Origin of the sequence: Aeromonas bivalvium, from assembly GCF_000819765.1 — a bacterium.
Taxonomy (GTDB): Bacteria; Pseudomonadota; Gammaproteobacteria; order Enterobacterales; family Aeromonadaceae; genus Aeromonas; species Aeromonas bivalvium.
In genome coordinates this window covers 23,882-47,241 of sequence record NZ_CDBT01000061.1, presented here as the reverse complement: position 1 = coordinate 47,241, position 23,360 = coordinate 23,882, and the positions used below count along the sequence as shown (strand labels likewise).

23 protein-coding genes are annotated in these 23,360 nt (G+C 64.8%); 14 read left to right on the top strand and 9 right to left on the bottom strand.

Annotated features, from left to right (window positions below; genetic code table 11):
• The first annotated feature begins 39 nt into the window (after positions 1 to 39).
• The 5 genes from BN1119_RS17305 (at position 40) to chbG (ending at position 4,986) form a co-directional block, all read left to right on the top strand.
• Positions 40 to 1,422, top strand: a complete 1,383-nt coding sequence (locus BN1119_RS17305) for a glycoside hydrolase family 1 protein (RefSeq protein ID WP_042001033.1) — start codon at positions 40 to 42, stop codon at positions 1,420 to 1,422.
• Positions 1,423 to 1,478: 56 nt separating this feature from the next.
• Positions 1,479 to 1,832, top strand: a complete 354-nt coding sequence (gene chbA, locus BN1119_RS17300) for a PTS N,N'-diacetylchitobiose transporter subunit IIA (protein WP_042001031.1) — start codon at positions 1,479 to 1,481, stop codon at positions 1,830 to 1,832.
• Between the two features lie 32 nt (positions 1,833 to 1,864).
• A complete protein-coding gene (gene chbR, locus BN1119_RS17295) occupies positions 1,865 to 2,692 on the top strand; it encodes a transcriptional regulator ChbR (protein WP_042001028.1) in 828 nt (275 codons plus the stop codon).
• A gap of 128 nt (positions 2,693 to 2,820) precedes the next feature.
• Entirely contained in the window at positions 2,821 to 4,167 is a 1,347-nt protein-coding gene (locus BN1119_RS17290) for a 6-phospho-beta-glucosidase (RefSeq protein ID WP_042001026.1), read from the top strand.
• Positions 4,168 to 4,215: 48 nt separating this feature from the next.
• The gene (gene chbG, locus BN1119_RS17285) at positions 4,216 to 4,986 is read left to right on the top strand and encodes a chitin disaccharide deacetylase (RefSeq protein WP_042001023.1); all 771 of its coding nucleotides are present in this window, start codon (positions 4,216 to 4,218) and stop codon (positions 4,984 to 4,986) included.
• Between the two features lie 53 nt (positions 4,987 to 5,039).
• Here chbG and BN1119_RS17280 read toward each other — a convergent pair whose 3' ends face one another.
• Positions 5,040 to 5,846 carry a helix-turn-helix transcriptional regulator gene (locus BN1119_RS17280; protein ID WP_042001021.1) on the bottom strand — a complete coding sequence of 269 codons (807 nt, stop codon included), beginning with the start codon at positions 5,844 to 5,846 and terminating at the stop codon, positions 5,040 to 5,042.
• 161 nt (positions 5,847 to 6,007) lie between these two features.
• Between BN1119_RS17280 and tyrS the strand changes: the two genes are divergently transcribed.
• The gene (gene tyrS, locus BN1119_RS17275) at positions 6,008 to 7,273 is read left to right on the top strand and encodes a tyrosine--tRNA ligase (protein WP_042001346.1); all 1,266 of its coding nucleotides are present in this window, start codon (positions 6,008 to 6,010) and stop codon (positions 7,271 to 7,273) included.
• On the opposite strand, the gene BN1119_RS17270 is transcribed toward tyrS, so the two are convergent.
• A complete protein-coding gene (locus BN1119_RS17270; protein WP_042001019.1) occupies positions 7,268 to 8,173 on the bottom strand; it encodes a LysR family transcriptional regulator in 906 nt (301 codons plus the stop codon). The genes tyrS and BN1119_RS17270 overlap by 6 nt on opposite strands.
• Positions 8,174 to 8,289: 116 nt before the next feature.
• Between BN1119_RS17270 and BN1119_RS17265 the strand changes: the two genes are divergently transcribed.
• From BN1119_RS17265 to BN1119_RS17245, 5 genes are all read left to right on the top strand, one after another.
• On the top strand, positions 8,290 to 9,396 hold the full coding sequence (locus BN1119_RS17265) for an NADH:flavin oxidoreductase (RefSeq protein ID WP_042001018.1): 1,107 nt from the start codon (positions 8,290 to 8,292) through the stop codon (positions 9,394 to 9,396).
• A gap of 9 nt (positions 9,397 to 9,405) precedes the next feature.
• A complete protein-coding gene (locus tag BN1119_RS17260; RefSeq protein WP_042001017.1) occupies positions 9,406 to 10,017 on the top strand; it encodes a LysE family translocator in 612 nt (203 codons plus the stop codon).
• Positions 10,018 to 10,111: 94 nt separating this feature from the next.
• Positions 10,112 to 10,696, top strand: coding sequence for an ADP compounds hydrolase NudE (gene nudE, locus BN1119_RS17255; RefSeq protein WP_042001016.1), 585 nt, complete (start codon positions 10,112 to 10,114; stop codon positions 10,694 to 10,696).
• A 26-nt stretch (positions 10,697 to 10,722) separates the two neighbouring features.
• Positions 10,723 to 11,535: a 3'(2'),5'-bisphosphate nucleotidase CysQ gene (gene cysQ / locus BN1119_RS17250; protein WP_042001343.1), complete on the top strand. Its 813-nt coding sequence runs from the start codon at positions 10,723 to 10,725 to the stop codon at positions 11,533 to 11,535.
• A gap of 411 nt (positions 11,536 to 11,946) precedes the next feature.
• Entirely contained in the window at positions 11,947 to 13,212 is a 1,266-nt protein-coding gene (locus BN1119_RS17245) for an aromatic amino acid transport family protein (RefSeq protein ID WP_042001015.1), read from the top strand.
• Between the two features lie 73 nt (positions 13,213 to 13,285).
• Here BN1119_RS17245 and BN1119_RS17240 read toward each other — a convergent pair whose 3' ends face one another.
• The 3 genes from BN1119_RS17240 to metJ form a co-directional block, all read right to left on the bottom strand.
• A complete protein-coding gene (locus BN1119_RS17240) occupies positions 13,286 to 13,624 on the bottom strand; it encodes a tRNA-binding protein (RefSeq protein WP_042001013.1) in 339 nt (112 codons plus the stop codon).
• An 82-nt stretch (positions 13,625 to 13,706) separates the two neighbouring features.
• Entirely contained in the window at positions 13,707 to 14,450 is a 744-nt protein-coding gene (locus BN1119_RS17235; RefSeq protein ID WP_042001011.1) for an AraC family transcriptional regulator, read from the bottom strand.
• A gap of 34 nt (positions 14,451 to 14,484) precedes the next feature.
• On the bottom strand, positions 14,485 to 14,808 hold the full coding sequence (gene metJ / locus BN1119_RS17230) for a met regulon transcriptional regulator MetJ (protein ID WP_042001009.1): 324 nt from the start codon (positions 14,806 to 14,808) through the stop codon (positions 14,485 to 14,487).
• A 172-nt stretch (positions 14,809 to 14,980) separates the two neighbouring features.
• Between metJ and metB the strand changes: the two genes are divergently transcribed.
• The gene (gene metB / locus BN1119_RS17225) at positions 14,981 to 16,147 is read left to right on the top strand and encodes a cystathionine gamma-synthase (RefSeq protein ID WP_042001007.1); all 1,167 of its coding nucleotides are present in this window, start codon (positions 14,981 to 14,983) and stop codon (positions 16,145 to 16,147) included.
• Positions 16,144 to 18,645: a bifunctional aspartate kinase/homoserine dehydrogenase II gene (locus BN1119_RS17220; protein WP_280136500.1), complete on the top strand. Its 2,502-nt coding sequence runs from the start codon at positions 16,144 to 16,146 to the stop codon at positions 18,643 to 18,645. The genes metB and BN1119_RS17220 overlap by 4 nt, the downstream gene beginning before the upstream one ends.
• A gap of 24 nt (positions 18,646 to 18,669) precedes the next feature.
• On the opposite strand, the gene BN1119_RS17215 is transcribed toward BN1119_RS17220, so the two are convergent.
• The 3 genes from BN1119_RS17215 to BN1119_RS17205 form a co-directional block, all read right to left on the bottom strand.
• A complete protein-coding gene (locus BN1119_RS17215; protein WP_042001004.1) occupies positions 18,670 to 19,599 on the bottom strand; it encodes a hypothetical protein in 930 nt (309 codons plus the stop codon).
• A gap of 78 nt (positions 19,600 to 19,677) precedes the next feature.
• The gene (locus tag BN1119_RS17210; RefSeq protein WP_042001002.1) at positions 19,678 to 20,367 is read right to left on the bottom strand and encodes an LrgB family protein; all 690 of its coding nucleotides are present in this window, start codon (positions 20,365 to 20,367) and stop codon (positions 19,678 to 19,680) included.
• Positions 20,360 to 20,755 (bottom strand): CidA/LrgA family protein, encoded by a 396-nt coding sequence (locus tag BN1119_RS17205; RefSeq protein WP_042001000.1) that lies wholly within the window; start codon positions 20,753 to 20,755, stop codon positions 20,360 to 20,362. The genes BN1119_RS17210 and BN1119_RS17205 overlap by 8 nt, the downstream gene beginning before the upstream one ends.
• A gap of 125 nt (positions 20,756 to 20,880) precedes the next feature.
• Between BN1119_RS17205 and BN1119_RS17200 the strand changes: the two genes are divergently transcribed.
• The gene (locus BN1119_RS17200; protein ID WP_042000998.1) at positions 20,881 to 21,783 is read left to right on the top strand and encodes a LysR family transcriptional regulator; all 903 of its coding nucleotides are present in this window, start codon (positions 20,881 to 20,883) and stop codon (positions 21,781 to 21,783) included.
• Here BN1119_RS17200 and pdxR read toward each other — a convergent pair.
• Positions 21,750 to 23,249 carry a MocR-like pyridoxine biosynthesis transcription factor PdxR gene (gene pdxR, locus BN1119_RS17195; RefSeq protein ID WP_042000996.1) on the bottom strand — a complete coding sequence of 500 codons (1,500 nt, stop codon included), beginning with the start codon at positions 23,247 to 23,249 and terminating at the stop codon, positions 21,750 to 21,752. The two genes, BN1119_RS17200 and pdxR, sit on opposite strands and share 34 nt — an antisense overlap.
• Positions 23,250 to 23,360 lie beyond the last annotated feature (111 nt).

Here is a 23,360-nt window from a genome sequence, read left to right as displayed (position 1 = left end):
GAGCCTGGCTCCTCCCTCTTCAAGCCGAAGGAGAAGAAGATGATGTATCGCTTTGCGGACGATTTTTGGTGGGGCAGCGCCAGCTCGGCGCCCCAGACGGAGGGAGCCTCCAGCCGAGATGGCAAGTCCGACAACATCTTTGACTACTGGCACGCCATTGAGCCGACGCGCTTCCATCAGGACATAGGCCCGGCGCAAGCCTCGACCTTCTATGATCGTTTCGAGAGTGACATCGCCCTGCTCAAGCAGCTCAATCACAACAGTTTTCGTACCTCCATCTCCTGGTCCCGACTGATCCCGGACGGGACGGGCGAGATCAATCAGCAGGCCGTCGCTTTCTACCATGCCGTCTTTGACCGCTTGCTGGCCGAGGGGATCACCCCCTTCATCAATCTCTACCACTTCGACATGCCGCTGTGCATGCAGGAGCAGGGCGGTTGGGAGAGCCGGGACGTGGTGGCGGCCTATGTGCGTTACGCCAGCCTGTGCTTCGAGCTGTTTGGTTCGCGCATCCAGCACTGGTTTACCTTCAACGAACCCATAGTGCCAGTCGAGTGCGGCTATCTCGGCCACTTCCACTATCCCTGTGTGGTGGATTTTCGCCGCGCCGTCACTGTCGCCTATCACACCGCCCTGGCCCATGCCGGTGCGGTCAAGGCCTTTCGCGATACCCATGCCAGTGGCGAGATTGGCATCATCCTCAACCTGAGCCCCACCTACCCCCGCTCCGATTCGGCGGCAGATCGCCAGGCGGCGCGCTGGGCCGACTTGCTGCTCAACAAGAGTTTCCTCGATCCGGCCCTGAAGGGGAGCTATGACCCCGAGCTGGTCGCCTTGCTGCGCCAGCATGATCTACTGCCTGCGGTGGAAGCCGGTGACAAGGCGCTACTCAGTGTCGGACGGGTGGATTGGCTGGGGATCAACTACTACCAGCCACGGCGAGTCAAGGCCAAGGATCAAGCCTGCTCGGGGGTGCCGCGCACCCCCGAAGATCTGTTCGATTTCTATGAGATGCCGGGTCGCAAGATGAACCCGCACCGGGGCTGGGAGATCTATGAGAAAGGGATCTACGACATCCTCACCGAGCTGCGCCTGGGCTATGGCAACCCCCGCTGCTACATCTCGGAAAATGGCATGGGGGTCGAGGGGGAAGAGCGCTTCATCGGGCCCGAAGGGCGAGTCGAGGATGACTACCGCATCGACTTCATTCGTGGTCACCTCGAGTGGCTGCATCGCGGCCTGCAAGAGGGTAGCGCCTGCTGCGGTTATCACCTCTGGACCTTCATCGACAACTGGTCCTGGCTCAATGCCTACAAGAATCGCTATGGCCTGGTCCGGCTGGATCTTGACAGCCAGACCCGCACCATCAAGAAGAGCGGCTATTGGTTCGCCGAGGTGGCACGCAACCATGGTTTCAATTAAGTGAGATGCCAGTAAACCGCTTTCAATCAACCAGCTGTAATCAAGGGGATAAAGAGATGTTCGATATGGACAACATAGAGGCAGAGACCACGACGTGCGATGACATGGAGGAGGTGGTGATGGGACTCATCATCAACTCGGGGCAGGCACGCAGCCTGGCCTACAGTGCCCTGAAGAAGGCCAAGGAGGGCGACATAACCGCCGCCCGCCTGCTGATGAACCAATCCCGCGAGGCCCTCAACGCCGCCCACCTGGTGCAGACCCAGCTGATTGAGAGCGACCAGGGGGAGGGCAAGATCCCGGTGACTCTGGTACTGGTGCATGCCCAGGATCACCTGATGACCTCCATGCTGGCGCGGGAGCTCATCAACGAGCTCATCGACGTGCACGAAAAACTGCTCGCCAAGTAACAACGGCATCGGCCAGTCACAAGGGGCGAATAATGAACGTCAAGACCATCCGGGAAAACGAGCTGTTCAACAACAGACCCTTCCACATGTTCATCTACAACAAGCAGGTGAGCGGTACCGGGTTGCATCAGCACGACTATTACGAGTTCACCCTGGTGTTGACCGGCCGCTACTACCAGGAGGTCAACGGCAAGCGGGTGCTGCTCGAGCGCGGCGATCTGGTGTTCATTCCGCTGGGTTCGTCCCATCAGAGCTTCTACGAGTTCGGCACCACCCGGATCTTCAACGTCGGGATCAGCCGCAGCTACTTTGACGAGCACTTCAAGTACCTGCTGCCGGAACACTTCGTGGCGTCCCAGGCCTATCCGCTCAAGCATGAATTCCTGAGTTATATCGAGTCGGTACTGGTCTCCCCCGGCTTTCGGGAAGAGGCGCTGACCGAATTTCTCGAAGGGGTGACCTACTCGGTGATGAACCGTCTGCGTCACTACAAGGATGCTTCGGCCAGCGAAGATCTCCCGCTCTGGCTCCATGAGGCGGTGGAGCGCATGCACGATCGCCCGTTGTTTGCCGACGATGCCCTGGCCAATCTGATCCATCTCTCCGGCAAGAGTCAGGAATACCTGACCCGTGCCACCCGGCGTTACTACAACAAAACGCCGATGCAGATCATCAACGAGATCCGGGTCAACTACGCCAAGATGCAGCTGGAAGTCACCAACGACTCCGTGGCCGACATCGCCTTCGAGACCGGCTACAACGATGTCAGCCTTTTTATCAAAAACTTCAAGAAGCTGACCTCCTTTACCCCGGGCAGTTACCGCAAACATCTCTATCCGAAATTTGAGACCCCAGTCTGATATGGGCTAACCGTATTTTCATTTAAAAACATAGCATTGCAAAAAATCTGACCCAGATTGACCGGCCCCTGCCACAGGTGGCTGCGGCCCCTTATTCAACCTATTCGAGAATGATGAAAGAGGTGTTTATGAACAAGACGCTTAAAGTGGTCACCATAGGTGGCGGAAGCAGCTACACCCCGGAGCTGGTCGATGGCTTCATCAAACGCTACGCCGAATTGCCCATCGACGAGCTGTGGCTGGTCGATGTCCCCGAAGGTCAGGGGAAACTGGACATTATTTTCGACCTCTGTCAGCGCATGATCCAGAAAGCCGGCATCCCCATGACGCTGCACAAGACGTTGGATCGCCGCGCCGCCCTGCAAGGGGCCAGCTTCGTCACCACCCAGCTGCGGGTCGGCCAGCTGCAGGCCCGGGAAAAAGACGAGCGCATTCCCCTCAGCCACGGCCTGTTGGGTCAGGAGACCAATGGCGCGGGCGGCCTGTTCAAGGGGCTGCGCACCATCCCCGTCATTTTCGACATCATCAGGGACGTAGAGGAGATCTGCCCGGATGCCTGGCTCATCAACTTCACCAATCCGGCCGGCATGGTGACCGAAGCCGTGCATCGCCACACCCAGTTTCGCCGCTTCATCGGGGTGTGCAACATTCCGGTCGGCATGCAGATGTTTGTGCGCGACGCCCTCAAGGTCCGCGCAGAAGACGCCCTCTCCATCGACATTTTCGGCCTCAATCACCTGGTGTTCATCGGCGATGTGTTGGTCAATGGGGTATCGCGCTTCGATGAACTGCTCGAGGGGGTGATAGACGGCAGCCTCACCAGTTCCAGCTCGGTCAAGAACATCTTCGATTTGCCCTTCGATGCGAACCTGATGCGCGGACTGCGCCTGTTGCCCTGCTCCTACCTGCGTTACTACTTCAAAGAGAAAGAGATGCTGGGGATCGAGATGGGCGAGTTCTACAAGGGCGGCGCCCGGGCCCAGGTGGTGAGACAAGTCGAGAAAACGCTTTTTGAGCTCTATCAGAACCCGGAACTCGACGAGAAGCCCAAGGAGCTGGAGCTGCGCGGCGGCGCCTACTACTCGGATGCGGCCTGCGAGGTGATCAGCGCCATCCATAACGACAAGCGCAGCGAACAGTATGTGATAGTCCCCCACCATGGCCATGTCACCAACATTCCGGCCGACTGGACCGTGGAGATGACCTGCCTGGTGGGTCGTGATGGTGCCATTCCTCACCCGCGCCTCACCCGCTTCGACGACAAGACCAACGGGCTCATTCACCTCATCAAGAGCTTCGAGATTGCCGCCTCACAGGCAGCCTTGAGCGGCTCCTTCGATGACTTGCTGCTGGCCATGAACCTCAATCCGTTGATCCACTCGGACAACGAGGCAAAAACCGTTGCCCGGGAACTGCTGCTGGCGCACCGCGAGCACCTGCCCAAGTTTGCCGCCGCCATTGCGGATCTCGCCTGAGCACACCGGGTCCCGTTGATCGTCGGCGGGGCAATACAGGAGATAGAGATGCATAAACGATTGATTATCAACGCCGACGACTTTGGTTTCTGTCCTGCCCAGAGCTACGGCATAGTCGAAGCCTTCGAGCATGGGGTGGTCAGTTCGACCACCGCCATGGTCAATTCCCCGGCCATAGCGCATGCGGCCTGGTTGGCCAGGCGCTTCCCGGACTTGCCCATCGGGCTGCACTTCGTGCTCAGTTGGGGCAAGCCGCTCTCTCCTCTCTCCTGCCTGGTCAATGCCCAGGGGGAGCTGGACAAAAGCATCTGGCAAAAAAGCGAGCAGGGCCTGCTGGTCGCAAGGGAAATCATGGAAGAGCTCAGGCAGCAGTTCGATCGTTTCGTCACCCTGTTTGGCCGCTCTCCTACCCACATCGACAGCCATCACCATGTGCATATGCTGCCGAGCCTCTATCCGCTGGTGGAAGCCTTCGCCCGCCAGCAGGGCATCCCTATGCGCATCGATCGGGAGGAGGTGCGCCGTCACGGCCTGATCGTCAACCATGAGCTCAGTTGCCAGCGTTTTGACAGCCGCTTCTATGGTGAGTCACTCACCCGGGAGCGGTTGCTGCAACTACTCGATGACGCCGATGAACAGGGGGTCAGCTCCCTTGAGATCATGTGTCACCCCGCCTTTATCGATCTCGAGGTGCAGCGCAGCTCTTACAACCTGTCCAGGCTCACCGAGCTTGCCATCCTCACCGATCCGGCCTTGCCTGAGTTGATCGCGGCGAGAGGCTATTGCCTCACCAGTTACCAGGGGTGGCAGCCATCTTGAATCACCAAGGTGGCAGGACTGTACCGTGATGGGGCCAGGCCTATGGTGGGGCGCTAGCTGGTCGATGTGGTGATGAGGTGGTTGAGGAAGAGGTGGAACAGCTCGGCCCGGGAGCGCAGGTGCAGCTTGCCGTAGAGGTGCTTGCGGTGATTCTTCACCGTGCCTGCGCCAATGCCGAGCGTCTGGGCTATGGCCTCGGTATCCAGCCCCTGCAACAGCAATCCCGCCACCTGTCGCTCGCGGCGGGTGAGGCTCTCGCTCCCCAGGCTGGCGATGGCCTGCTCCACTTCGACTCTCAGGTCGCTGCCACCAGGCCTGGCCGGGCTCTGGGCCAGGCGGGGCGTCTCTTCCCGCCAGTGCTGGCGACACAGTGAATGCACCAGAGGAAACAGCGCCTCCAGCCGGGCTTGCTCGTCCTGACCGAGGGTGCTGCGCTTGTCGAGCCGCCCGAGAAACAGCATCAGGGTGAGGCCACTGCGCACCGGCAGGATCAGCCCCACCTCCTCCTGCCAGCCGGTGGCCTGATAGAAGTGGTGGCGATATTCGGGGTCGAGCCGCCCCTTCGACACCTGCGCCAGGGTCCAGACCCCGGCGGGGAGGCCGTCCTTGAGCGCCTGCATAAAGGGATCCTGGCTGAAGTGGCGGGTGAGGTAGCGATCAAACAGCAGGGCCCGCTGGTGATGCAGGTTGTCATAGAGGTAGACGGGACGCTGCCCCACCCCGAGCAGCAGGGCGCAGTCGAACGCCACCTGCTGCTGGATGAGGCGCACCAGGGCCGCCGGAAAGCCGCTGCCGTGCAGGGCATCGACGGCGGCGGTCAGGCTTGGGGTCAGCGAGTCTGTGGCGAGGGGCTGGGTCATGATGGTGGGTTCCGGGTGGCGGGCTGGCTCCCCGCGATGGTCGTGCTATGGCTGGATGCTAGCACGGGAGTGGCAAAACTGTCCCCTAGGGGACATATCGACCAGGCGCTCAAACGGCGAGGATGACCCTCTTTCTCTTTCTCTTGCTGTTGGAGCCCTCCATGACAAATCTTCACCTGCTCGATGAGCTGACCCAACGCGGCCTGGTGGCCCAGATGTCCGACCCGGCGGCGCTGCGCGATCACCTCGCCACGGCACGCACCCTCTACTGCGGCTTCGACCCCACCGCCGGCAGCCTGCACATAGGCCATCTGGTGCCGCTCCTGATATTGCGCCGCTTCCAGCTGGCGGGCCACACCCCGGTGGCCCTGGTGGGGGGCGCCACCGGCCTCATCGGCGATCCCAGCTTCAAGGCGACCGAGCGCAGCCTCAACAGCGCCGATACCGTTCAGGGCTGGGTGGCCAGCCTGTCGGCCCAGATAAAAGCGCTGCTGCCAGCGAGCGACGGGCTGGCGGCCCCGTTGCTGGTCAACAACGCCGACTGGATGGGGCAGATGTCCGCCCTCGATTTTCTGCGGGACATCGGCAAGCACTTCTCGGTCAACGCCATGCTGGCGCGGGAATCGGTGCGTCAGCGGCTGGCTCGCCCGGACCAGGGGATCTCCTTTACCGAGTTCTCCTATGCCCTGCTGCAATCCCAGGACTTCGCCGTGCTCAGCCAGCGCCTCGGCTGCACCCTGCAGATCGGCGGCAACGACCAGTGGGGCAACATCACCAGCGGCATGGATCTCACCCGGCGACTGCATCAGGCCCAGGTTTATGGCATGACGCTGCCGCTCATCACCAAGGCGGATGGCACCAAGTTCGGCAAGACGGAGGGGGGCGCCATCTGGCTCGACCCGGCGCTCACCTCGCCCTACGCCTTCCATCAGTTCTGGCTCGGCACCGCAGACGAGGATGTCTACCGCTTCCTGCGCTACTACAGCTTTATGCCGCTCTCCGCCATCGCCGAGCTGGAGGCGGAGGACGCCCAGCGGCAGGGGCGCAAGCAGGCCCAGCAGGTGCTGGCGGACGAGCTGACCGAGCTGGTGCACGGCAAGGGGGCGCTGGCGGCGGCGCGGCGCATCGGCGAGCTGCTGTTTCGCGGCGACGTGGCCCGGCTCGGGGAGGGCGATCTCGCCCAGCTGGCCCAGGATGGCATGCCGAGCAGCCCCATCGAAGGTGAAACGGATCTGGTGACCCTGCTGGTGGAGAGCGGTCTGGCGAACTCGAAGCGGGTTGCCCGGGAGCTGCTGGCGGCGGGCGCCATCAGTCTCAACGGTGGGATCCGCCAGGATGAGCAAGTGACCGACGGCGACTGGCTGTTCGGCCGCTACCTGATGCTGCGCCGGGGCAAGAAGCAGTACCACCTGGTGATCCGCTCATGAGGCGGTGAGCGCCTCGATGACGTAGTCGAGGAAGTGGCCGACCAGGGCCGACTCGGCCCTGCGCTGGGTGTAGAGGGCGTAGAAGTGGGCCCCCTTGGGGCGATAGTCCGGCAGCACCTCGCGCACCACTCCCTCGGCCAGCTCGGCCGCCACCAGGTAGCGTGGCAGGCGGGCTATCCCCAGCCCCTGGCGCATCGCCTGGTGGACAGCCTTCTTGCTGCTGAAAGCCAGCTCGCCCGCTACCTCGAGGGGGATCTCGCGCCCCTGATCCAGCAGGGTCCAGCGCTCGTGACGGCCGTATTCCTGACTGCGGGTAATGAGGCTGTGCTGGTGCAGATCCTGCGGGGTGGCCAGGGGCGGGTGGGCCTCCAGGTAGGGGGCGCTGGCACAGAGCACCAGCTCGTCCGGGCCGATTGGGCGCGCCAGATAGGGCTCGGCGCAGAGTTCGGTGCTGCGAAAGGCCACGTGCAGGTTGTCGCGCAGCAGGTCGGCGGGGCGGTTGCTGAAGTCGGCGATGAGGCGCACCTCCGGGTGGTCGGCGCGAAAGCGCAGCAGCACCGGGGTCAGCACCACCTCGCCCCACAGATCCGGCGCAGTGATGCGCAGCTCCCCGCACAGGGCCGAGCGGCGGCGTTGCAGGCCGTCGAGCAACTGCTCGTGCAGGGCGATCATCTGGTCGGCCTGGCGGTAGGCGAGTTCCCCCGCGTCGGTCAGCTGTACCCGGCGGGTGGTGCGGCTCAGGAGCGCACTGCCGAGGCTCTGCTCCAGGTGGCGCAGATCTTTTGACGCCTTGCTCGGGGTGATGCCGAGCTGGGCCGCCGCCGCGGCGAAGGAGCCACAGCGGACGATGGCGACCAGCAGGCGCATCAGATAGAGGGTGTCGAACTTGTGGTGGCTCATAAAGCTCCGCTGATTATGTCTTGTTGGGAATGAATGCCTTGCTTATTCGCCTGATTATATCCCATCTTCCCGGGATTATAGTGGCCACCATTCCACTGCGATCCCGGGAGAGGGTGATGAACAAGGCACTTGGCGACAGCTTTCACTTCGAGCGGGCCGGTCTGCGGCTCAAGAACCGGGCCGTGCTGGCCCCTTTGACCCACAACATGAGCGGCGCAGGCGGCGATCCCGGCCAGGCCGAGTTCGACTGGCTGGCGCGCTGCGCCCGCGGCGGCTTCGGTCTGCTCATCGCCGCCGCCACCCAGGTGCAGCCCGGCGGGCGCTGCTGGGCCGGGCAGCCGGCCCTGATGACAGACACCCAACAGCAGGCCTTCACGGCCCTGGCCGACAGTGCGCGGCAGGCCGGGGCGCTGGCGGTGGTGCAACTGCATCACGGCGGGATGCGTGCCCTGCCCGAACTGAACGACGGGGCGCCGGTCGGCCCGTGCGCGCTGGCGCCGGGCGGGCGCTACCCCCTCGGGGTCAAGGGGCTGAGCGAGGATGAGATACTGACGCTGATCGAGGCTTTCGTGCGCGCCGCCGAGCGGGCCCATGGCGCCGGCCTGCACGGGGTCGAGCTGCACGGGGCCCACAACTTCCTGCTCTGCAACTTCCTCAACCCCCAACACAACCGGCGTACCGACCGCTGGGGAGGCAGCATCGCCAACCGGGCGCGGATCCTGGTGGAGATAGTGCGCGGCATCCGTGGCCGCCTGCCCCGGGAGTTTCTGGTCGGGGTGCGCCTCTCCCCCGAGAGCTATGCCCATATCCAGGGCATAGAGCTGCCCCATCAGCTGGCGGTGGCACGCCTGCTGGCGGACGAGGGGATCGACTACCTGCACTTCTCCATGGGAGACAGCTTCAAGGCGGTGGCAGGGGATCCCCATGGTGGCGCCCTGCTGGAGGCGGTGCGGGCCGGGCTGGGGGGGCGGGTGCCGCTCATGGTGGCGGGCAAGATCCGCGACGGCGCCACGGCCGGGCGGGCGCTTTGCGGCGGCGCCGATCTGGTGGCGGTGGGCACGGCGGCCCTCGGCAATCCGGACTGGATGGCGCGGGTGAGCCGCGGCCTGCCCCTGCATGCGGCTCCCTTCACGGCTGAGCACCTCACGGAGGTCGGCTTCACCCCAAGCGCCCTCGACTACCTGGCCGGCATGGGCGTGCTTGCTCCGTGCGATGCGGCCTGAGGGGACATCATGAGCGAGTGGACCCTGCTGTTGATGTTTATCCCGACCTTCTTTCTCATCTCTGTCTCCCCCGGTCTTTGCATGATGCTGGCCATGAGCTTTGGCGCCAGCCTGGGGGTGCGCCGCACCTTGTGGGTCATCGGCGGCGAGCTGGCCGGGGTGGGGTTGATAGCCCTCACCGCCCTGCTCGGTTACACCCGGGTGCTGGCCGAGCAGCCCGTGCTGATGCAGGGCTTCAAATACCTCGGCGCCCTCTATCTGCTCTGGATGGGGGTGGCGAGCTGGCGCGGTGGCGGGCAGCAGGGGACGAGCCGCCAGGAGAACAGCGGACGCCTGGCGTTGGTGTTGCGCGGCTTTACCGTCGCCATCTCCAACCCCAAGTCCTGGCTCTTTATGATGACCCTGCTGCCACCCTTCATCAGCCCGTCCCTCTCGGCGGGATTGCAGACCCTGCTGTTCGTCGCCCTGGTGATCCTGATCGAGTGCATCAACCTGCTGCTCTACGCCTACGGGGGTCAGCGGGCGAACCGGCTGCTGGAAGGGCAGGGACGCGGGGAGCTGCTGGGGCGGATCTCCTCCCTGCTGATGATGGGGGTCGCCGGCTACTGGCTGCTGACCTGATGCGACAGCACCTGCCCTGGAAAAGGGCGGACGGTGCCGGGCCTGCGCCCCTTTGCCCGTGGTGTTCGTCCTGCGACTCGTTTACTCTTGAGTCATGACTCTCGCCAGTGGCCCGGCTATGGATCCCAACAAGCGCAAACCCGACATCATCAAGGCCGAAATCGTGGCCGAAAGCCGCCTGTTCAAGGTGGAATCCCTGCATCTCAAGTTCTCCAATGGCGAGGAGCGGGTCTATGAGCGGATGCGTGGCGGCAACCGGGGCGCCGTCATGGTGGTGCCCATGCTGGACGCCGACACCCTGTTGCTGGTGCGCGAATATGCCGCCGGGACTCACTCCTACGAGCTGGGTTTTCCCAAGGGGCTGATCGATCCGGGGGAAGATGCCTTCGAGGCGGGCAACCGGGAGCTGATGGAGGAGGCGGGGTTCGGGGCGAACACCTTGATCCCGCTCAAACAGGTCTCCTTGGCACCGGGCTACTTCGCCAGCAAGATGGACATACTGCTGGCGCTGGATCTCTTCCCCGAGTGGCGGGTCGGCGACGAGCCCGAGCCCCTCGAGGTGATCCCCTGGCCCCTCTCTCGCTTCGATGAACTGCTCGAGCGGGACGACTTCACCGAATCACGCAGTATCAGTGCCCTGCTGTTGACCCAGAAGTGGTTGTCCCGGCAGGAAAAATAACGAGCGGTGCCATGGAGGATGAGACGATGCAGGAATTATTGAGCTGGGTGCCCGGGGTCAAGGAGATCGCCCGCGAGGCCGGAAGAATACTCCATGAGATCTATCGGGGGGGCCAGTTCGAGCGAGAACTCAAGGCGGATGACTCCCCGGTCACCAGTGCCGATCTCGCGGCCGATGCCTACCTCAAGCAGGCGCTGTCGGCGCTCACCCCCCATGTGCCCGTGCTGACCGAAGAGGCGGCCGATGTGCCCTTCAGCCAGCGTGCCAACTGGCGGCAATACTGGCTGGTGGACCCCCTCGACGGCACAGGCGAGTTCATCGCCGGCAGCGGCGATTTCGCTACCCTGATTGCCCTGGTGCGGGACAATGTGCCCGTGCTCGGGGTCATCTATGCCCCCGAATCCGACCTGCTTTACTGGGCGGTGCGCGGACATGGCGCCTTCAAGGAGGTGAATGGCGAGGTGCAGCCCATCAGCGCCGTGCACCACGAGCATGACCAGCCCGACTCCCTGGTGGTGGCCATCAGCCGTCGCCAGAAGCTGGAGAACCTGACCCGCCGCCTCAACCCGGCCATTCACTACGAGCTGGTCCCGCTCGGCTCCAGTTCCCTCAAGTCCTGCCTGGTGGCGGAGGGGGCGGCAGACTGCTATGTGCGCCTCGGCCCCACCGGGGAGTGGGACACCGCCGCCGCCCAGTGCATCGTCGAGGCGGCCGGGGGGCGCATCCTCAGCCTGGCGCTGCAGCCGCTCAGCTACAACGAAACCGAATCGCTGGAGAACCCCGACTTCATCGTGATGGGGGATCCGGATCTCGCCTGGCACAAGATCCTGGCCCATTGAGGCGGTTGAAATGCCATGATTCGATCTCATCAGGCAGCCTGGCGGCTGCCTGATTGCATGGCGTGATCCGCTGCTTTAAAGCGGCATATTCAGGGGTATTCGCTGGCTAGGCACTGTGATGGCAGTGGATCATCACACATTGCCGCGTGCTGCCGGCATGTTTTTCATGTAATACCGGCAACCTCGATTTCCTTGAAATATAAATTTGAAAATTATTTATATTTTGGTTTTATATTTGGCATTTTCGCCTTTATTTGGTTCAACTGAATTATCCCTCTCCCATCCCCTGCCCAATCTTGCTGGTTGAGGCGCGCTTTGCCAGTGGGATCTGCCAATGCCGATTTTTGAGAATTAAATGCTAAAGGAGCACAATTCTTCCAGATTTTAATACTGGCTATAAGTGGTTTATTAATGAGTTCATCTGCAGAGATCTCCCGGGAGCTGTCCGCTTCCCCATCCATCACTCGCACCGGCTGGCGCCGTCACGACACCCACTGGGTCATCAGCCTGTTTGGCACCGCCGTCGGCGCCGGCATCCTGTTTTTGCCCATCAACCTGGGCCTGGGGGGCATCTGGCCCCTGGTCATCGTTGCCGTGCTGGCCGGCCCCATGACCTTCCTGGCCCATCGCGGGCTGGCGCGCTTCGTGCTCTCGTCGTCCCGCCCCCACGCCGATTTCACCGAGGTGGCGGAGGAGCACTTCGGCAAGATGGCCGGTCGCCTCATCTCTGTGCTCTATTTCCTCTCCATCTTCCCTATCCTGCTTATCTACGGGGTCGGCCTGACCAACACGGTGGAGAGCTTCATGGTCAACCAGCTCGCCATAGCAGCCCCGAACCGGGTCATGCTCTCGGGCATGCTGGTGTTTGCCATGATAGCGGTGATGCTGGCCGGCGAGAGGGCCATGCTGCGGGCGTTCGCCTTCATGGTCTATCCGCTGGCAGTCATTCTGGCGGCCCTCTCCGTCTATCTCATTCCCCAGTGGCACTGGCCGGAAGTGGCCATGTTCGAGGGGGCCAGCTTTCTCAACACCGTCTGGCTGGCGCTGCCGGTGACCGTGTTTGCCTTCAGCCACGCCGCCGCCATTTCCGGCTTTGCCAACGTGCAGCGGCGGGAATATGGCGAGCAGGCGGAGGCCAGGAGCGGCCTTATTCTGCGCAACACCACCGTCATGCTGGTGGGCTTCGTGCTCTTTTTCGTCTTCTCCTGCGTGCTCAGCCTCTCCCCGGCCCAGCTGGCCGAGGCCAAGGCCCAGAACGTCTCCGTGCTCTCCTATCTTGCCAACATCACAGACAACCCTGTGATCGTGACCCTGGGGCCGCTCATCGCCTTCATCGCCATCAGCTCCTCCTTCCTCGGCCACTTCCTCGGCGCCCGGGAGAGCCTGAAAAGCCTGATCGCCAAGCCCACCGGCCTGTCGCTCGCCAAGGCGGACAAGCTCGGCATTGCCATCATGTTCTTCGCCATCTGGGGGGCGGCTGTGGTCAACCCCGGCATTCTGGGGCTGATGGAGACCCTCTCCGGCCCCGTCATCGCCATGATCCTCTTCATCATGCCGGTGGTGGCCATCTATCGGGTGGAGGCGCTGGCCCGTTTTCGCAAGGGCTGGGCCAACGGCTTCATCCTGTTGACCGGTTCGCTGGCGGTCTCTGCCCTGCTCTTCAGCCTGCTGAAGTAACAGCGGCGCTGCGGCCAGAAAGAGAAGAGGCGACCCCGGGGGTCGCCTCTTCTCTTTCATGGGGCACAGGGCTTCAACCCAGCTTGGCGCCGTTCTCCACCGCCTGCTCCGGGATGGCCATCACCACGGCGCCGTCCGGGCGGTAGAAGCCGGTCAGCAGAAACTCCGACTGAAACGGTCCTATCTGCTTGGCCGGAAAGTTCACCACGGCGACTATCTGGCGCCCCACCAGATCCTCGGGGCGATAGAGATCCGTGATCTGGGCGCTGCTCTTGCGCACGCCCAGTTCGGGGCCAAAATCCGCCCACACCTTGTAGGCGGGCCTGCGCGCCTCGGGGAAGGGTTCGACCCGCACCAGGGTGCCCACCCGGAGCTCCACCATCTCGAATTGCTGCCAGCTTATGGTCTGCATCTTGGCTTCTCCTGTCACACCTTGCATTGGCCCCAGCATGCCTCGAAACGACAGCCCCTGTCTTCGGCAAGGAGCCGGATGGTTATGGCCGCGGGCCGCTTTGTTGGCGCCAGCGGCTGGGGGTGAGCCCGGTCTCGGCCAGGAAGCGCTCGGCGAAGGCCCCCTGATCCTGATAGCCGCAGCGGCTGGCCACGACGCCGATGGGCAGGGCGGTTTGCGCCAGCAGGGTGCGTGCCAACGCCATGCGTCGCCCCCGAATGTAGTGGGAGACGCTCATGCCGAACTGCTGGCGAAAGGCGTGCTTGAACTGGCTCTGGCCGAGGCAGGCGATGGCGGCGAGCCGCGCGTTGCCAAGGGGCTCGGCGAGGTGGGCCTCGATGTGGCGCTGCACTCTTGTCATGCGCGGGGCCAGGGGAGGAGCCATGCCCTGGCCCTCGGCCAGCAGGCTCAGCCAGATCTGATCCATGCCCGTCAGATAACGACCCTGGCGCACCATCTGATGGAGGAAGGCGAGGTAGTGGCGCTGGGGCTCGTCCAGGGAGATGAAGGGGGTATCCCCCAGCGCCGCAGGCAGCCAGAGGCTCTCCTGCACCAGAAACGAGAGCGCAGGATCGGCGGCGTAGTCGTGGCGAAGGCCCGGCGCTATGACGCAGGCAGAGCCGGGGGCGAGGCGGCGTCCCTGGCCCTGCACCTCGATCTCGATGGGGCCGTCCAGGGGGCTCACCAGCTGGGCATGGTCGTGACTGTGGCTCTGGATGTCGTTCTGGTAGCGGCGCAGGCTGAAGGGGGAGGCAGACAGAGATGACGCGGCACCGGGCCGCGTCATCGAAGGGGAAGTGTCATGTGCCATGGGCGCCGGCTCACTCGGCGTCGTAGTCTTCGATCTCTTTGCCCAGGGCCTCCATGATGGCGCGGGCCTCTGCCGGGACGCTGTCCGGATGATCCTTGCGAAGATCGTCGTCGCAGGGCAGCGGCTGACCGGTGAACGCATGGAGAAAGGCCTCGCAGAGCAGTTCGCTGTTGGTCGCATGACGCAGGTTGTTCACCTGGCGACGGGTGCGCTCGTCGGTCAACACCTTCAGCACCTTGAGCGGGATCGAGACGGTAATCTTCTTGACCTGTTCACTCTTCTTACCGTGTTCCGCATAGGGGCTGACGTAGTCGCCGTTCCACTCTGTACCCATGATTCACCTGTTCTCATTTGGCCTTGAGCGCGGATTTTAACCCTTAAGGAAATCAATGGCAATCCAACAGCAAAGCCATTTAGACGTCTAGAAGTGTTGACGGCCTTCTTGGGGTGGCGTAATGTCTCGAACAATGGCGAGAGTGGACTCGCGCAAGGATGAGGAGAGAGAGATGACCCACAAGGCAACCCTGGCGGTGCGCACCGGCATAGAGACAGATACCCAGCATGGCGCCGTGGTGCCCCCCATCTATCTCTCCAGCAACTACACCTTTGCCGACTTCGGCGTGCCCCGTCAATACGATTATGCCCGCTCCGGCAATCCGACCCGTGGCAATCTGGCGGACGCGCTGGCCGCCCTGGAAGGAGGGGCGGGCGCCGTGGTGACCGGCACCGGCATGGGGGCCATCCACCTGGTGACCCAGGCCCTGCTGCAGGCGGGGGATCTGCTGATCGCCCCCCACGACTGTTACGGCGGTACCTGGCGCCTGTTCGAATTTCTGGCCGCCAAGGGCAATTATCGCGTCAAGTTCGTCGATCAGGGGGACGAGCAGGCCCTGGCCACCGCCCTGGCCGAGGGGCCCAGGCTGGTGTGGGTGGAGACCCCCTCCAACCCGTTGCTGCGGGTGGTGGATGTGGCGGCCATCTGCGAGGCTTCCCACGCCGTGGGCGCCCTGGTGGCGGTGGACAACACCTTCCTCTCGCCGCTCTTGCAGCAACCCCTGGCCCTGGGGGCCGATCTGGTGGTCCACTCCACCACCAAGTACATCAATGGTCACTCCGACGTGGTGGGCGGGGTGGCGATCGCCAAGGACGCCGAGCTGGCCGACAGCCTGCTGTGGTGGGCCAACTGCCTGGGACTGACCAGCGGGGCCTTCGATTCCTACCTCACCCTGCGCGGCCTGCGCACCCTGGGGCCGCGTCTGCGCACCCATCAGGAGAACACCCAGCACATTCTGGCCTTCCTGCAGACCCAGCCCCTGGTGAAAACCATCTATCACCCCAGCCTGCCCAGTCACCCCGGCCACGAGATAGCCCGTCGCCAGCAGTCCGGCTTCGGCGCCATGCTGAGCTTCGAGCTCGACTGCGACGAGGCGGGGCTGCGGGCCTTCCTCGGCGCCCTCAACTACTTCTCGGTGGCCGAGTCCCTGGGTGGGGTGGAGAGCCTGGTGGCCCATCCGGCCAGCATGACCCACAGGGCCATGAGCGCCGAGGCCCAGCAGGCGGCGGGCATCAGTCCCCAGTTGCTGCGGATCTCGGTGGGCATAGAGCACGGTGAGGATCTGGTGGCGGATCTGGCCCAGGCCCTGGCGGCGGCAGAGCGAGAGGCGGCGAAATGAGTCAGGCCGAGCAGAACGTCCCCTTGAGTGGGCAGGCAGCAGTGAACAACCAGCGAGACAGCGTGAAGGAGGTTGCCGTGACGGCAGGGGTGAAGCATAGACAGGTACACAAATTTGGCGGCAGCAGCCTGGCCGACCCCGTCTGTTATCGCCGGGTGGCGGCCATCGTCGAACAGCAGGGGGATGGCAGCGAGCTGATCGTGGTGTCGGCGGCGGGCAAGACCACCAACCGGCTGATCCAGCTGGTGGAGCTGGCGGAGGCGGGGGACGAGGCGGCCGGTGAGGCCCTTAATGCCCTGCGCGCCTATCAGCAGGGCTTGATCGACGGCCTGCTGGAGGGGGAGCTGCACCAGAGCCTGACCGCCCAGCTCAACGGGGATCTCGGTCGCCTGGGCCAGACCCTGGAGGGGCGGTTCGATCGCTTCGAGCGCAACGGCCTGCTCGCCTTCGGGGAAGTCTGGTCGGCGCGCCTGCTGGCCGCCCTGCTCACCAGCCGGGGCGAGCCCGCCATCTGGCTCGATGCCCGCAGCTTCCTGCGCGCCGAGGATGGCGCCCTGGTCAAGGTGGACGAGGCCCTCTCCAGCGAGCTGCTCAAGGCCCGTCTGGCCGAGCATGACGGTCGCATCGTGGTGACCGGCTTCATCGCCGCCGACATGGAGGGACGCTCCCTGCTGCTCGGGCGCAACGGCTCCGACTACAGCGCCAGCCTCCTGGCCCTGCTGGCAGACGGCGAGTCCACCACCATCTGGAGCGACGTGGCCGGGGTCTACAGCGCGGATCCGCGCCGGGTGAAGGAGGCGCGCCTGCTGGAGCGTCTGAGCCTGGCCGAGGCCAACGAGCTGGCCCGCCTGGGCTCCTCCGTGCTCCATTCCCGCACCCTGCAACCGGTGGCCGACAGCCGCCAGCGCCTCACCCTGCGTTGCAGCTACAACCCGGACGAGGGCTGCACCCATATCCTGCGCCGTGCGCCCCGCAGCAACGGGGCCCGCATCGTCAGCTCCGTGGATCAGATAGCCCTGATCGAACTCAAGGTGCTGGCCCAGGGGGACTTCGACCAGGCGGTCAAGACCATAGAGGCTCACCTGGCACGCCATCGCCTGAGCCCCCTCACCCTGCAACGTCAGCCGGACCGGCGGGTGCTGCGCCTCGCTTACACCCTGGAGGTGGCGGTCGGCGCCTATGATCTGCTGCGGGATTTCCAGCTGCAAGGCAACTTCACCGGCCTGATCCAGAAGGAGGGTTACAGCCTGGTGGCCCTGGTGGGGGCCGGGGTGACCGACAACGCCGAACAGTGTCACCGTTTCTACCAGCTGCTCTCGGATCAGCCCCAGGAGTTCGTCCAGGTGGCCAGAGACGGCCTGAGCCTGGTGGCCGTGCTGCGTCAGGTGGTGCTCGAGCCCCTGCTCATCGCCCTGCACAGCGCCCTGTTCAGCCGCCCGACCCGGGTCGGTCTGGTGCTGTTTGGCAAGGGCAACATCGGCAGCCAGTGGCTCGCTCTCTATGGCCGCGAGCAGGCCCGCCTCGAGCGCGAGCTGAACGTGGCGCTTACCCTGTACGGGGTGTTCAACTCCCAGGGGGGCCTGCTGGACGAGGAGGGGCTGGATCCCATCAAGGTGCAGAAGCACTTCGAGCCCAGCCCCCTCATCTGGCCCGAGTTGCTGACCCAGCTGGAGCAGCACAGTTTTGACTCCCTGATCGCGCTCGATCTGACCGCCAGCGAGACGGTGAGCCGCTACTACCCCGATTTCGCCCAGCTCGGCTGCCACATCATCGCCGCCAACAAGTTCGCCGGCGCCGCCGAGAGCGAGTTCTACCAGCGCATCAAGCAGGCGTGCCGCGACCATCAGGTGCAGTGGCGCTACAACGCCACGGTAGGGGCAGGCCTGCCGATCCAGTCCAGCATCCAGATGCTGCGCCAGAGCGGCGACCCCGTCCAGGGGGTCTCGGGGATCTTCTCCGGTACCCTCTCCTGGCTGTTCCAGCAGTATGACGGCAGCCGCCCCTTCTCCGAGCTGGTGGACGCAGCCTGGCAGCAGGGATTGACCGAACCGGATCCCCGGGAGGATCTCTCCGGCCAGGACGTGCGCAGGAAGCTGCTGATCCTGGCGCGGGAAGCGGGCTTCGAGCTGGACTCCGCCGACATAGAGCTGGAGAACCTGGTGCCCCATGCCCTGCGTCCGCTGTCGGTGGAGGGCTTCATGGACAAGCTGGGCGAGCTCGACGGCCCCATCCAGTCCGCTTTCGAGGGCGCGCGCCGGGTCGGCAAGGTGCTGCGCTACGTGGCCCGTATCGAGCGGGGGGGCAAGGCCCGCGTCGGCCTGGAGGCGCTGGAGCCTCACCACCCCTTCGCGAACCTCTTGCCCTGCGACAATGTGTTCGCCATCGAGAGCGACAATTACCGCACCAATCCCCTGGTCATCCAGGGGCCGGGAGCGGGACGTGAGGTGACCGCCGGGGCCATCCAGTACGATCTGTGGCAGATCTGCGCCGCGCTGTGAGGCCGGGCAAACAAAAAGGGCGCCTTATGGCGCCTTTTTTTGTTCCTGATCTCCGGGAGGCGAGGCTGCCTCCTCCCCGATCCGCCGATGGAAGTAGGCCTGATAGTCGAAGTCGATCCCCTCGAGATAGGGGTTGTCGAGCACCAGGACATGGCGCCGCTGGGGCTGCACCAGATCCAGGGCGGGCTGGAAGTGCTGGCGCCAGAGGCGCTGCAAGGAGCCCTTGCGCCAGGCACGCTCCAGCCCTGTCTGTACCCGGGTGAGGGCGGCGCCGTTGGCCTCGTGGCTGTAGAAGAGGTGGGGATTGGGGTAGGAGAGGGCGATCTGGCTGTCTAGGGCCAGACCCGGCATGGCCTGGCGCCGTTGCCACTCCTGATACACCTCTCCCGCCCCCCGGCAGAAGAGGTCGGCCCGCCCCCTGGCCACCAGCTTGAACAGGCGCTCGTAGTCGTCCACCTCCTGCACCTGCATGCCGGCGTGCTTGAGCACCTGGGCATCCTGCCAGCCTCGCCCCTGCACCTGGCGAAAGGGACGCAGCGCCGCCAGAGTGCGAACCTGGGCGAGGTCGGCCTGGCGATCCTCGTTGACGAAGCAGACCCGGTAACTGAGCATGCCCAGGGTGATGGGGAAGCGAACGTGGCCGAGGCGGGGGCGTTTGCCTGGGCTTAGCCAGGCGTGGGAAGCGATCAGGTTGGGGTAGCTGTTCTGCGCCAGCTGCTGGAGCAGCCGGACCCGGTTCATGGGGGGCGCCAGCGCCAGCTGGTACTCCCCGAAGTCGGCCCGGGTCTCCTCCAGCGCCAGGCGCAGCAGATCCTGCTCGTAGCGGGTGCGCTGATCCTGGGGGCTCTCGGGGCTGACATGGGTGAAGAGAGTGGCGGCTCCGGCCCGGGGGGTGGCCAGCCAGAGGGTGCACAGCAGTGCCAGATACTCTGCCCGCCTGTTGATTGAGGTCATATCGCTTCCTGAGCCGTTCGCATGATCCCAGTGTAACCGGACAGGAGGCAGGGATCAGCTGGCGGGATCAGGGCATGTTCACCACAGCAGCTGGCCGAGCAGGGGGGCGAGCAGCACAGTCACCATACCGGCGATCATCATCACCATGCTGGCGACCACACCTTCCTCCTTGCCCATCTGATAGGCCCGGGCCGTGCCTGCCCCGTGGGCCGAGGCGCCAAAGCCCGCACCCTTGCCGAGCCGGCTGCGGATGGCGAGGCGGCGCAGCACGCGCTCCCCCACCGCCATGCCGATCACCCCGGTCAGCACCACGAACAGGGCGGTCAGATCGCTCTGGCCCCCGACGCTCCTGCTCGCCTCCACCGCGAACGGCGTGGTGATGGAGCGCATGGCGAGGCTGCGTTGCAGCAGATCCGACAGGCCGAACCAGCGGGCCAGCAGCACCGAACTGCCCACCGCCATGACCACGGAGGCGAGCACCCCGAGGGAGAGGGACAGCCAGTGCTTGCGCATCAGGGCCCGGTTCTCGTAGACGGGGATGGCGAAGGCGACCGTGGCCGGGCCCAGCAGCCAGAGCAGCCAGTGACTGTCGGCCATGTAGGCCTCGTAGGGGATGTGGCAGAGCAGCACCAGGGCGACCAGCAGGGCCGGGGCCAGCAGCAGCGGCATCAGCGGCAGTATCTGCACCCGGCGATAGAGCCACTTGCTGAGGTAGTAGAACAGCAGGGTGAGCGCCAGGCAGAGCAGGCTCAAGGCTTGGCTAGTCATGGCGGCGATGCCTGCGGGCCAGTCTGAGCTCGAGCCGGTAGACCCTGTCCACCACCAGGGCCGTGGTGGCGAGCACCAGCACGGTACTGAGCCCGATCACCAGCAGGATCCGCACCCCCTGATGGAGCATCAGGTCCTGATAGTTGACCACGGCCACCACGGCGGGCACGAAGAACAGCAGCATCTCCGCCAGCAGCCAGCGGGATCCCGCGCTGAACCAGCGGGTCTTGACCACCCCGAGCAGGATCAGGGCGAGCAGGGCCAGCATGCCGGTGAGGTTGGCGGGCAGGGGCAGGTGGAACAGGCGCACGGCGCCATCGGCCAGCCACCAGATGGCGGCCAGCAGGGCGACCTGCAAGGGGGTGAGAAACCAGGAGGGCAGTGACATGGAGGCAGGCCGGTTGCTGAGACTGGCACCAGTGTAGCGCCGGGAAAAACCTGCAAAAAATGAATTTAAATTATCAAAATCATGCCAAATTGGCATGATATGACCCCCATCAGCGGAGAGAGTCCATGGATATCCGAGCCCTGCGTTACTTCGTCGAGCTGGTGCGCGAGCAGAGTTTCACCCGCGCCTCCGAGAAGCTGTTCGTCACCCAGCCCACCATCAGCAAGATGATCCGCAACCTGGAAGAGGAGCTGGGCCAGCCCCTGCTCAGCCGGGCGGGTCGCCGCTTCACCCTGACCGACGGGGGGCGGGTGCTGTTCGCCCGGGGCCAGGAGATACTGGCCCAGATGCAGCAGCTGGAGACGGAGCTGACGGACTTGCAGAGCCTCAAGGGAGGGCGGCTGGCCCTGGGCATGCCCCCCATGGTGGGCCATGTCTATGCGGATCTCATTCGCCGCTATCGCAGTCGCTACCCCGCCATCGAGCTCTCCATCGTCGAATATGGCGGTCGGCGCATCGAGCAGGCGGTGCTGGAGGGGGAGCTGGATCTCGCCATCACCATGCTGCCGGCCCGGGAGATGGCCGAGCTGGAGAGCCTGGATCTCGACTGCTACCCGATCCAGCTGGTGCTGCCCGCCGAGCCCCGCTGGCGCGAACGGGCCTGCGTGCGCCTCTCGGATCTGCGGGACGAGCCCTTGCTGCTCTACACCCAGGCCTTCACCCTGAGCGAGCGTATCGAACAGGCCTGCCTCGCCGAGGGCTTCACCCCCCAGGTGGCGGCGCGCAGCAGCCAGTGGGATTTTCTCACCGCCATGGTGCGCAGCGGCATGGGGGTCGCCTTCCTGCCCGAGCCCGTCTGTCGCCGCCTGGCCCAGGATGGCCTGATCCTGCGTCCCCTGTTACCTGAGATGAGCTGGCGGCTCGGGGTGATCTGGCCGAAGGGTCGCTACCTCTCCCGCAGTGCCGAGGCCTGGCTGGCCCTTTGCCGCGCGCGTCAGGAGACGGCCCCGACCGCGCCTCCGGGCTGAGCCCTGTCATCCGGCGCCTGGGCCATCAGCCTGCCCAGGGCGCGGCATAGCTGGCGCAGGCTGGCGTTGTCGAGCGCCCCATAGCCGAGCAGCCAGCCTTCGTGGCGGGAACATGGCGGCGCCGCGTCTGGCGGGGTCAGGTAGAAGTCGCTCAAGGGGCGCAGCCCCAGCCCCTGGCGATTGGCCGGCGCCGTCCAGCGCGCCTCCTCCCCCGGGGGGAGCAGGGCGCACAGCTGCAAGCCGGCGCCGGTATGGATGGGGGTGAGGGTCGGACACTGACTGGCCAGGGTCTCCACCAGCAGGTCGCGGCGGCTGCGATAGAGGGGGCGCATCTGGCGCAGGTGGGCGGCGAAGTGTCCCCCCTGGATGAAGTCGGCCGTCACCCCCTGCAACAGCTGGTTGCTGTGGCCGTCGACGGCGGCGCGGGCCTGGCAGAAGGGCGTCATCAGGGCATGGGGCAGCACCAGGTAGGCGAGGCGAAGAGAGCCGAAAAGCACCTTGCTGAAGGTGCCTACGTAGAGCACCCGCCCCTGGCTGTCCAGCCCCTGCAGGGCGGGGAGCGGACGCTGGTCATACTGGAACTCGCCGTCATAGTCGTCCTCTATGATCCAGGCGTTGTGGCGCGCCGCCTCGGCCAGCAGCGTCATCCGCCTTTGCAGGCTCATGGCCATGCCGAGGGGATACTGGTGGGAAGGGGTGCAGTAGATGAGTCTGGGGGCGGGCAAGGATCCGACCGGATTGAGCCCCTCCTCGTCCACGGGCACGGGATGCACTTTGGCCCCGGCGCTCACCATGGCGCTGCGGGCCCCGGGGTAGCCAGGTTCCTCCAGCCAGACACAGTCTCCCGGATCCGTCAGCAGCTGGGCGGCGAGCTGTATCCCCTGCTGGGAGCTGGTGAGGATCAGGATCTGTTCCGGATCGCAGTTGACCCCTCGCGACTGCATCAGATAACCGGCGATGGCCTCGCGCAGGGCCGGCAGTCCCTGGGGATCGCCGTAGCGCATCAGCCGCTCCCCCTCCCGGCGCCAGCGCTGCTGCAACAGCTTGCCCCACAGCTCGCCGGGGAAGGCGAGAGCATCGGCCTGACCCGCACCGAAATTGGGCCCGGGGTTGACCTCCTCGCGGCAGCTGCCGCTGGCCTGCATGGCCTCGCCGCGCCGGGAGAGTGCGCGCGCCGCCCTGAGCGGGGCGGCCCTGGGGGGGGTCTGGCGCGGCGCTATGGCGACGAAGCTGCCGGCCCCCACCTTGCGCACCAGATAGCCCTCGGCCTCGAGCCTGGCGTAGGCCAGTTCCACTGTGCTGCGGGACAGGGCGAGATCCCGCGCCAGGGCCCGGCTGGCGGGCAAGCGGCTGTGCTGGGGCAGTTGGCCGGCCAGGATGGCGGTGCGCAGGGCGCGTACCAGCTGCTCGTGCAGCGGCAGATCCCCCTGTTGCAGGTCGGCGAACAGGGTCGGCAGGGCGGGCATGGCGGACTCCGGGTGATGAATTGGTCTGGCCTGATTGCCATAATTGGCTATCTTGGCAGGGCCATTATGGCGCTAGATTAGGGTCATTGACCACCCGCATCATGCAGAAGG

What these genes read in the sequence shown, in the direction of transcription:
- metJ (WP_042001009.1), bottom strand. Translation starts at nt 14,808, where the DNA reads ATGGGTACAGAGTGGAACGGCGACTACGTCAGCCCCTATGCGGAACAC.
- BN1119_RS17280 (WP_042001021.1), bottom strand. Translation starts at nt 5,846, where the DNA reads ATGACCCAGCCCCTCGCCACAGACTCGCTGACCCCAAGCCTGACCGCC.
- BN1119_RS17265 (WP_042001018.1), top strand. Translation starts at nt 8,290, where the DNA reads ATGAACAAGGCACTTGGCGACAGCTTTCACTTCGAGCGGGCCGGTCTG.
- BN1119_RS17205 (WP_042001000.1), bottom strand. Translation starts at nt 20,755, where the DNA reads ATGTCACTGCCCTCCTGGTTTCTCACCCCCTTGCAGGTCGCCCTGCTG.
- BN1119_RS17245 (WP_042001015.1), top strand. Translation starts at nt 11,947, where the DNA reads ATGAGTTCATCTGCAGAGATCTCCCGGGAGCTGTCCGCTTCCCCATCC.
- pdxR (WP_042000996.1), bottom strand. Translation starts at nt 23,249, where the DNA reads ATGCCCGCCCTGCCGACCCTGTTCGCCGACCTGCAACAGGGGGATCTG.
- BN1119_RS17210 (WP_042001002.1), bottom strand. Translation starts at nt 20,367, where the DNA reads ATGACTAGCCAAGCCTTGAGCCTGCTCTGCCTGGCGCTCACCCTGCTG.
- BN1119_RS17305 (WP_042001033.1), top strand. Translation starts at nt 40, where the DNA reads ATGATGTATCGCTTTGCGGACGATTTTTGGTGGGGCAGCGCCAGCTCG.
- chbA (WP_042001031.1), top strand. Translation starts at nt 1,479, where the DNA reads ATGTTCGATATGGACAACATAGAGGCAGAGACCACGACGTGCGATGAC.
- BN1119_RS17290 (WP_042001026.1), top strand. Translation starts at nt 2,821, where the DNA reads ATGAACAAGACGCTTAAAGTGGTCACCATAGGTGGCGGAAGCAGCTAC.
- chbG (WP_042001023.1), top strand. Translation starts at nt 4,216, where the DNA reads ATGCATAAACGATTGATTATCAACGCCGACGACTTTGGTTTCTGTCCT.
- cysQ (WP_042001343.1), top strand. Translation starts at nt 10,723, where the DNA reads ATGCAGGAATTATTGAGCTGGGTGCCCGGGGTCAAGGAGATCGCCCGC.
- chbR (WP_042001028.1), top strand. Translation starts at nt 1,865, where the DNA reads ATGAACGTCAAGACCATCCGGGAAAACGAGCTGTTCAACAACAGACCC.
- metB (WP_042001007.1), top strand. Translation starts at nt 14,981, where the DNA reads ATGACCCACAAGGCAACCCTGGCGGTGCGCACCGGCATAGAGACAGAT.
- BN1119_RS17240 (WP_042001013.1), bottom strand. Translation starts at nt 13,624, where the DNA reads ATGCAGACCATAAGCTGGCAGCAATTCGAGATGGTGGAGCTCCGGGTG.
- BN1119_RS17235 (WP_042001011.1), bottom strand. Translation starts at nt 14,450, where the DNA reads ATGACGCGGCCCGGTGCCGCGTCATCTCTGTCTGCCTCCCCCTTCAGC.
- nudE (WP_042001016.1), top strand. Translation starts at nt 10,112, where the DNA reads ATGACTCTCGCCAGTGGCCCGGCTATGGATCCCAACAAGCGCAAACCC.
- BN1119_RS17200 (WP_042000998.1), top strand. Translation starts at nt 20,881, where the DNA reads ATGGATATCCGAGCCCTGCGTTACTTCGTCGAGCTGGTGCGCGAGCAG.
- BN1119_RS17220 (WP_280136500.1), top strand. Translation starts at nt 16,144, where the DNA reads ATGAGTCAGGCCGAGCAGAACGTCCCCTTGAGTGGGCAGGCAGCAGTG.
- BN1119_RS17215 (WP_042001004.1), bottom strand. Translation starts at nt 19,599, where the DNA reads ATGACCTCAATCAACAGGCGGGCAGAGTATCTGGCACTGCTGTGCACC.
- tyrS (WP_042001346.1), top strand. Translation starts at nt 6,008, where the DNA reads ATGACAAATCTTCACCTGCTCGATGAGCTGACCCAACGCGGCCTGGTG.
- BN1119_RS17270 (WP_042001019.1), bottom strand. Translation starts at nt 8,173, where the DNA reads ATGAGCCACCACAAGTTCGACACCCTCTATCTGATGCGCCTGCTGGTC.
- BN1119_RS17260 (WP_042001017.1), top strand. Translation starts at nt 9,406, where the DNA reads ATGAGCGAGTGGACCCTGCTGTTGATGTTTATCCCGACCTTCTTTCTC.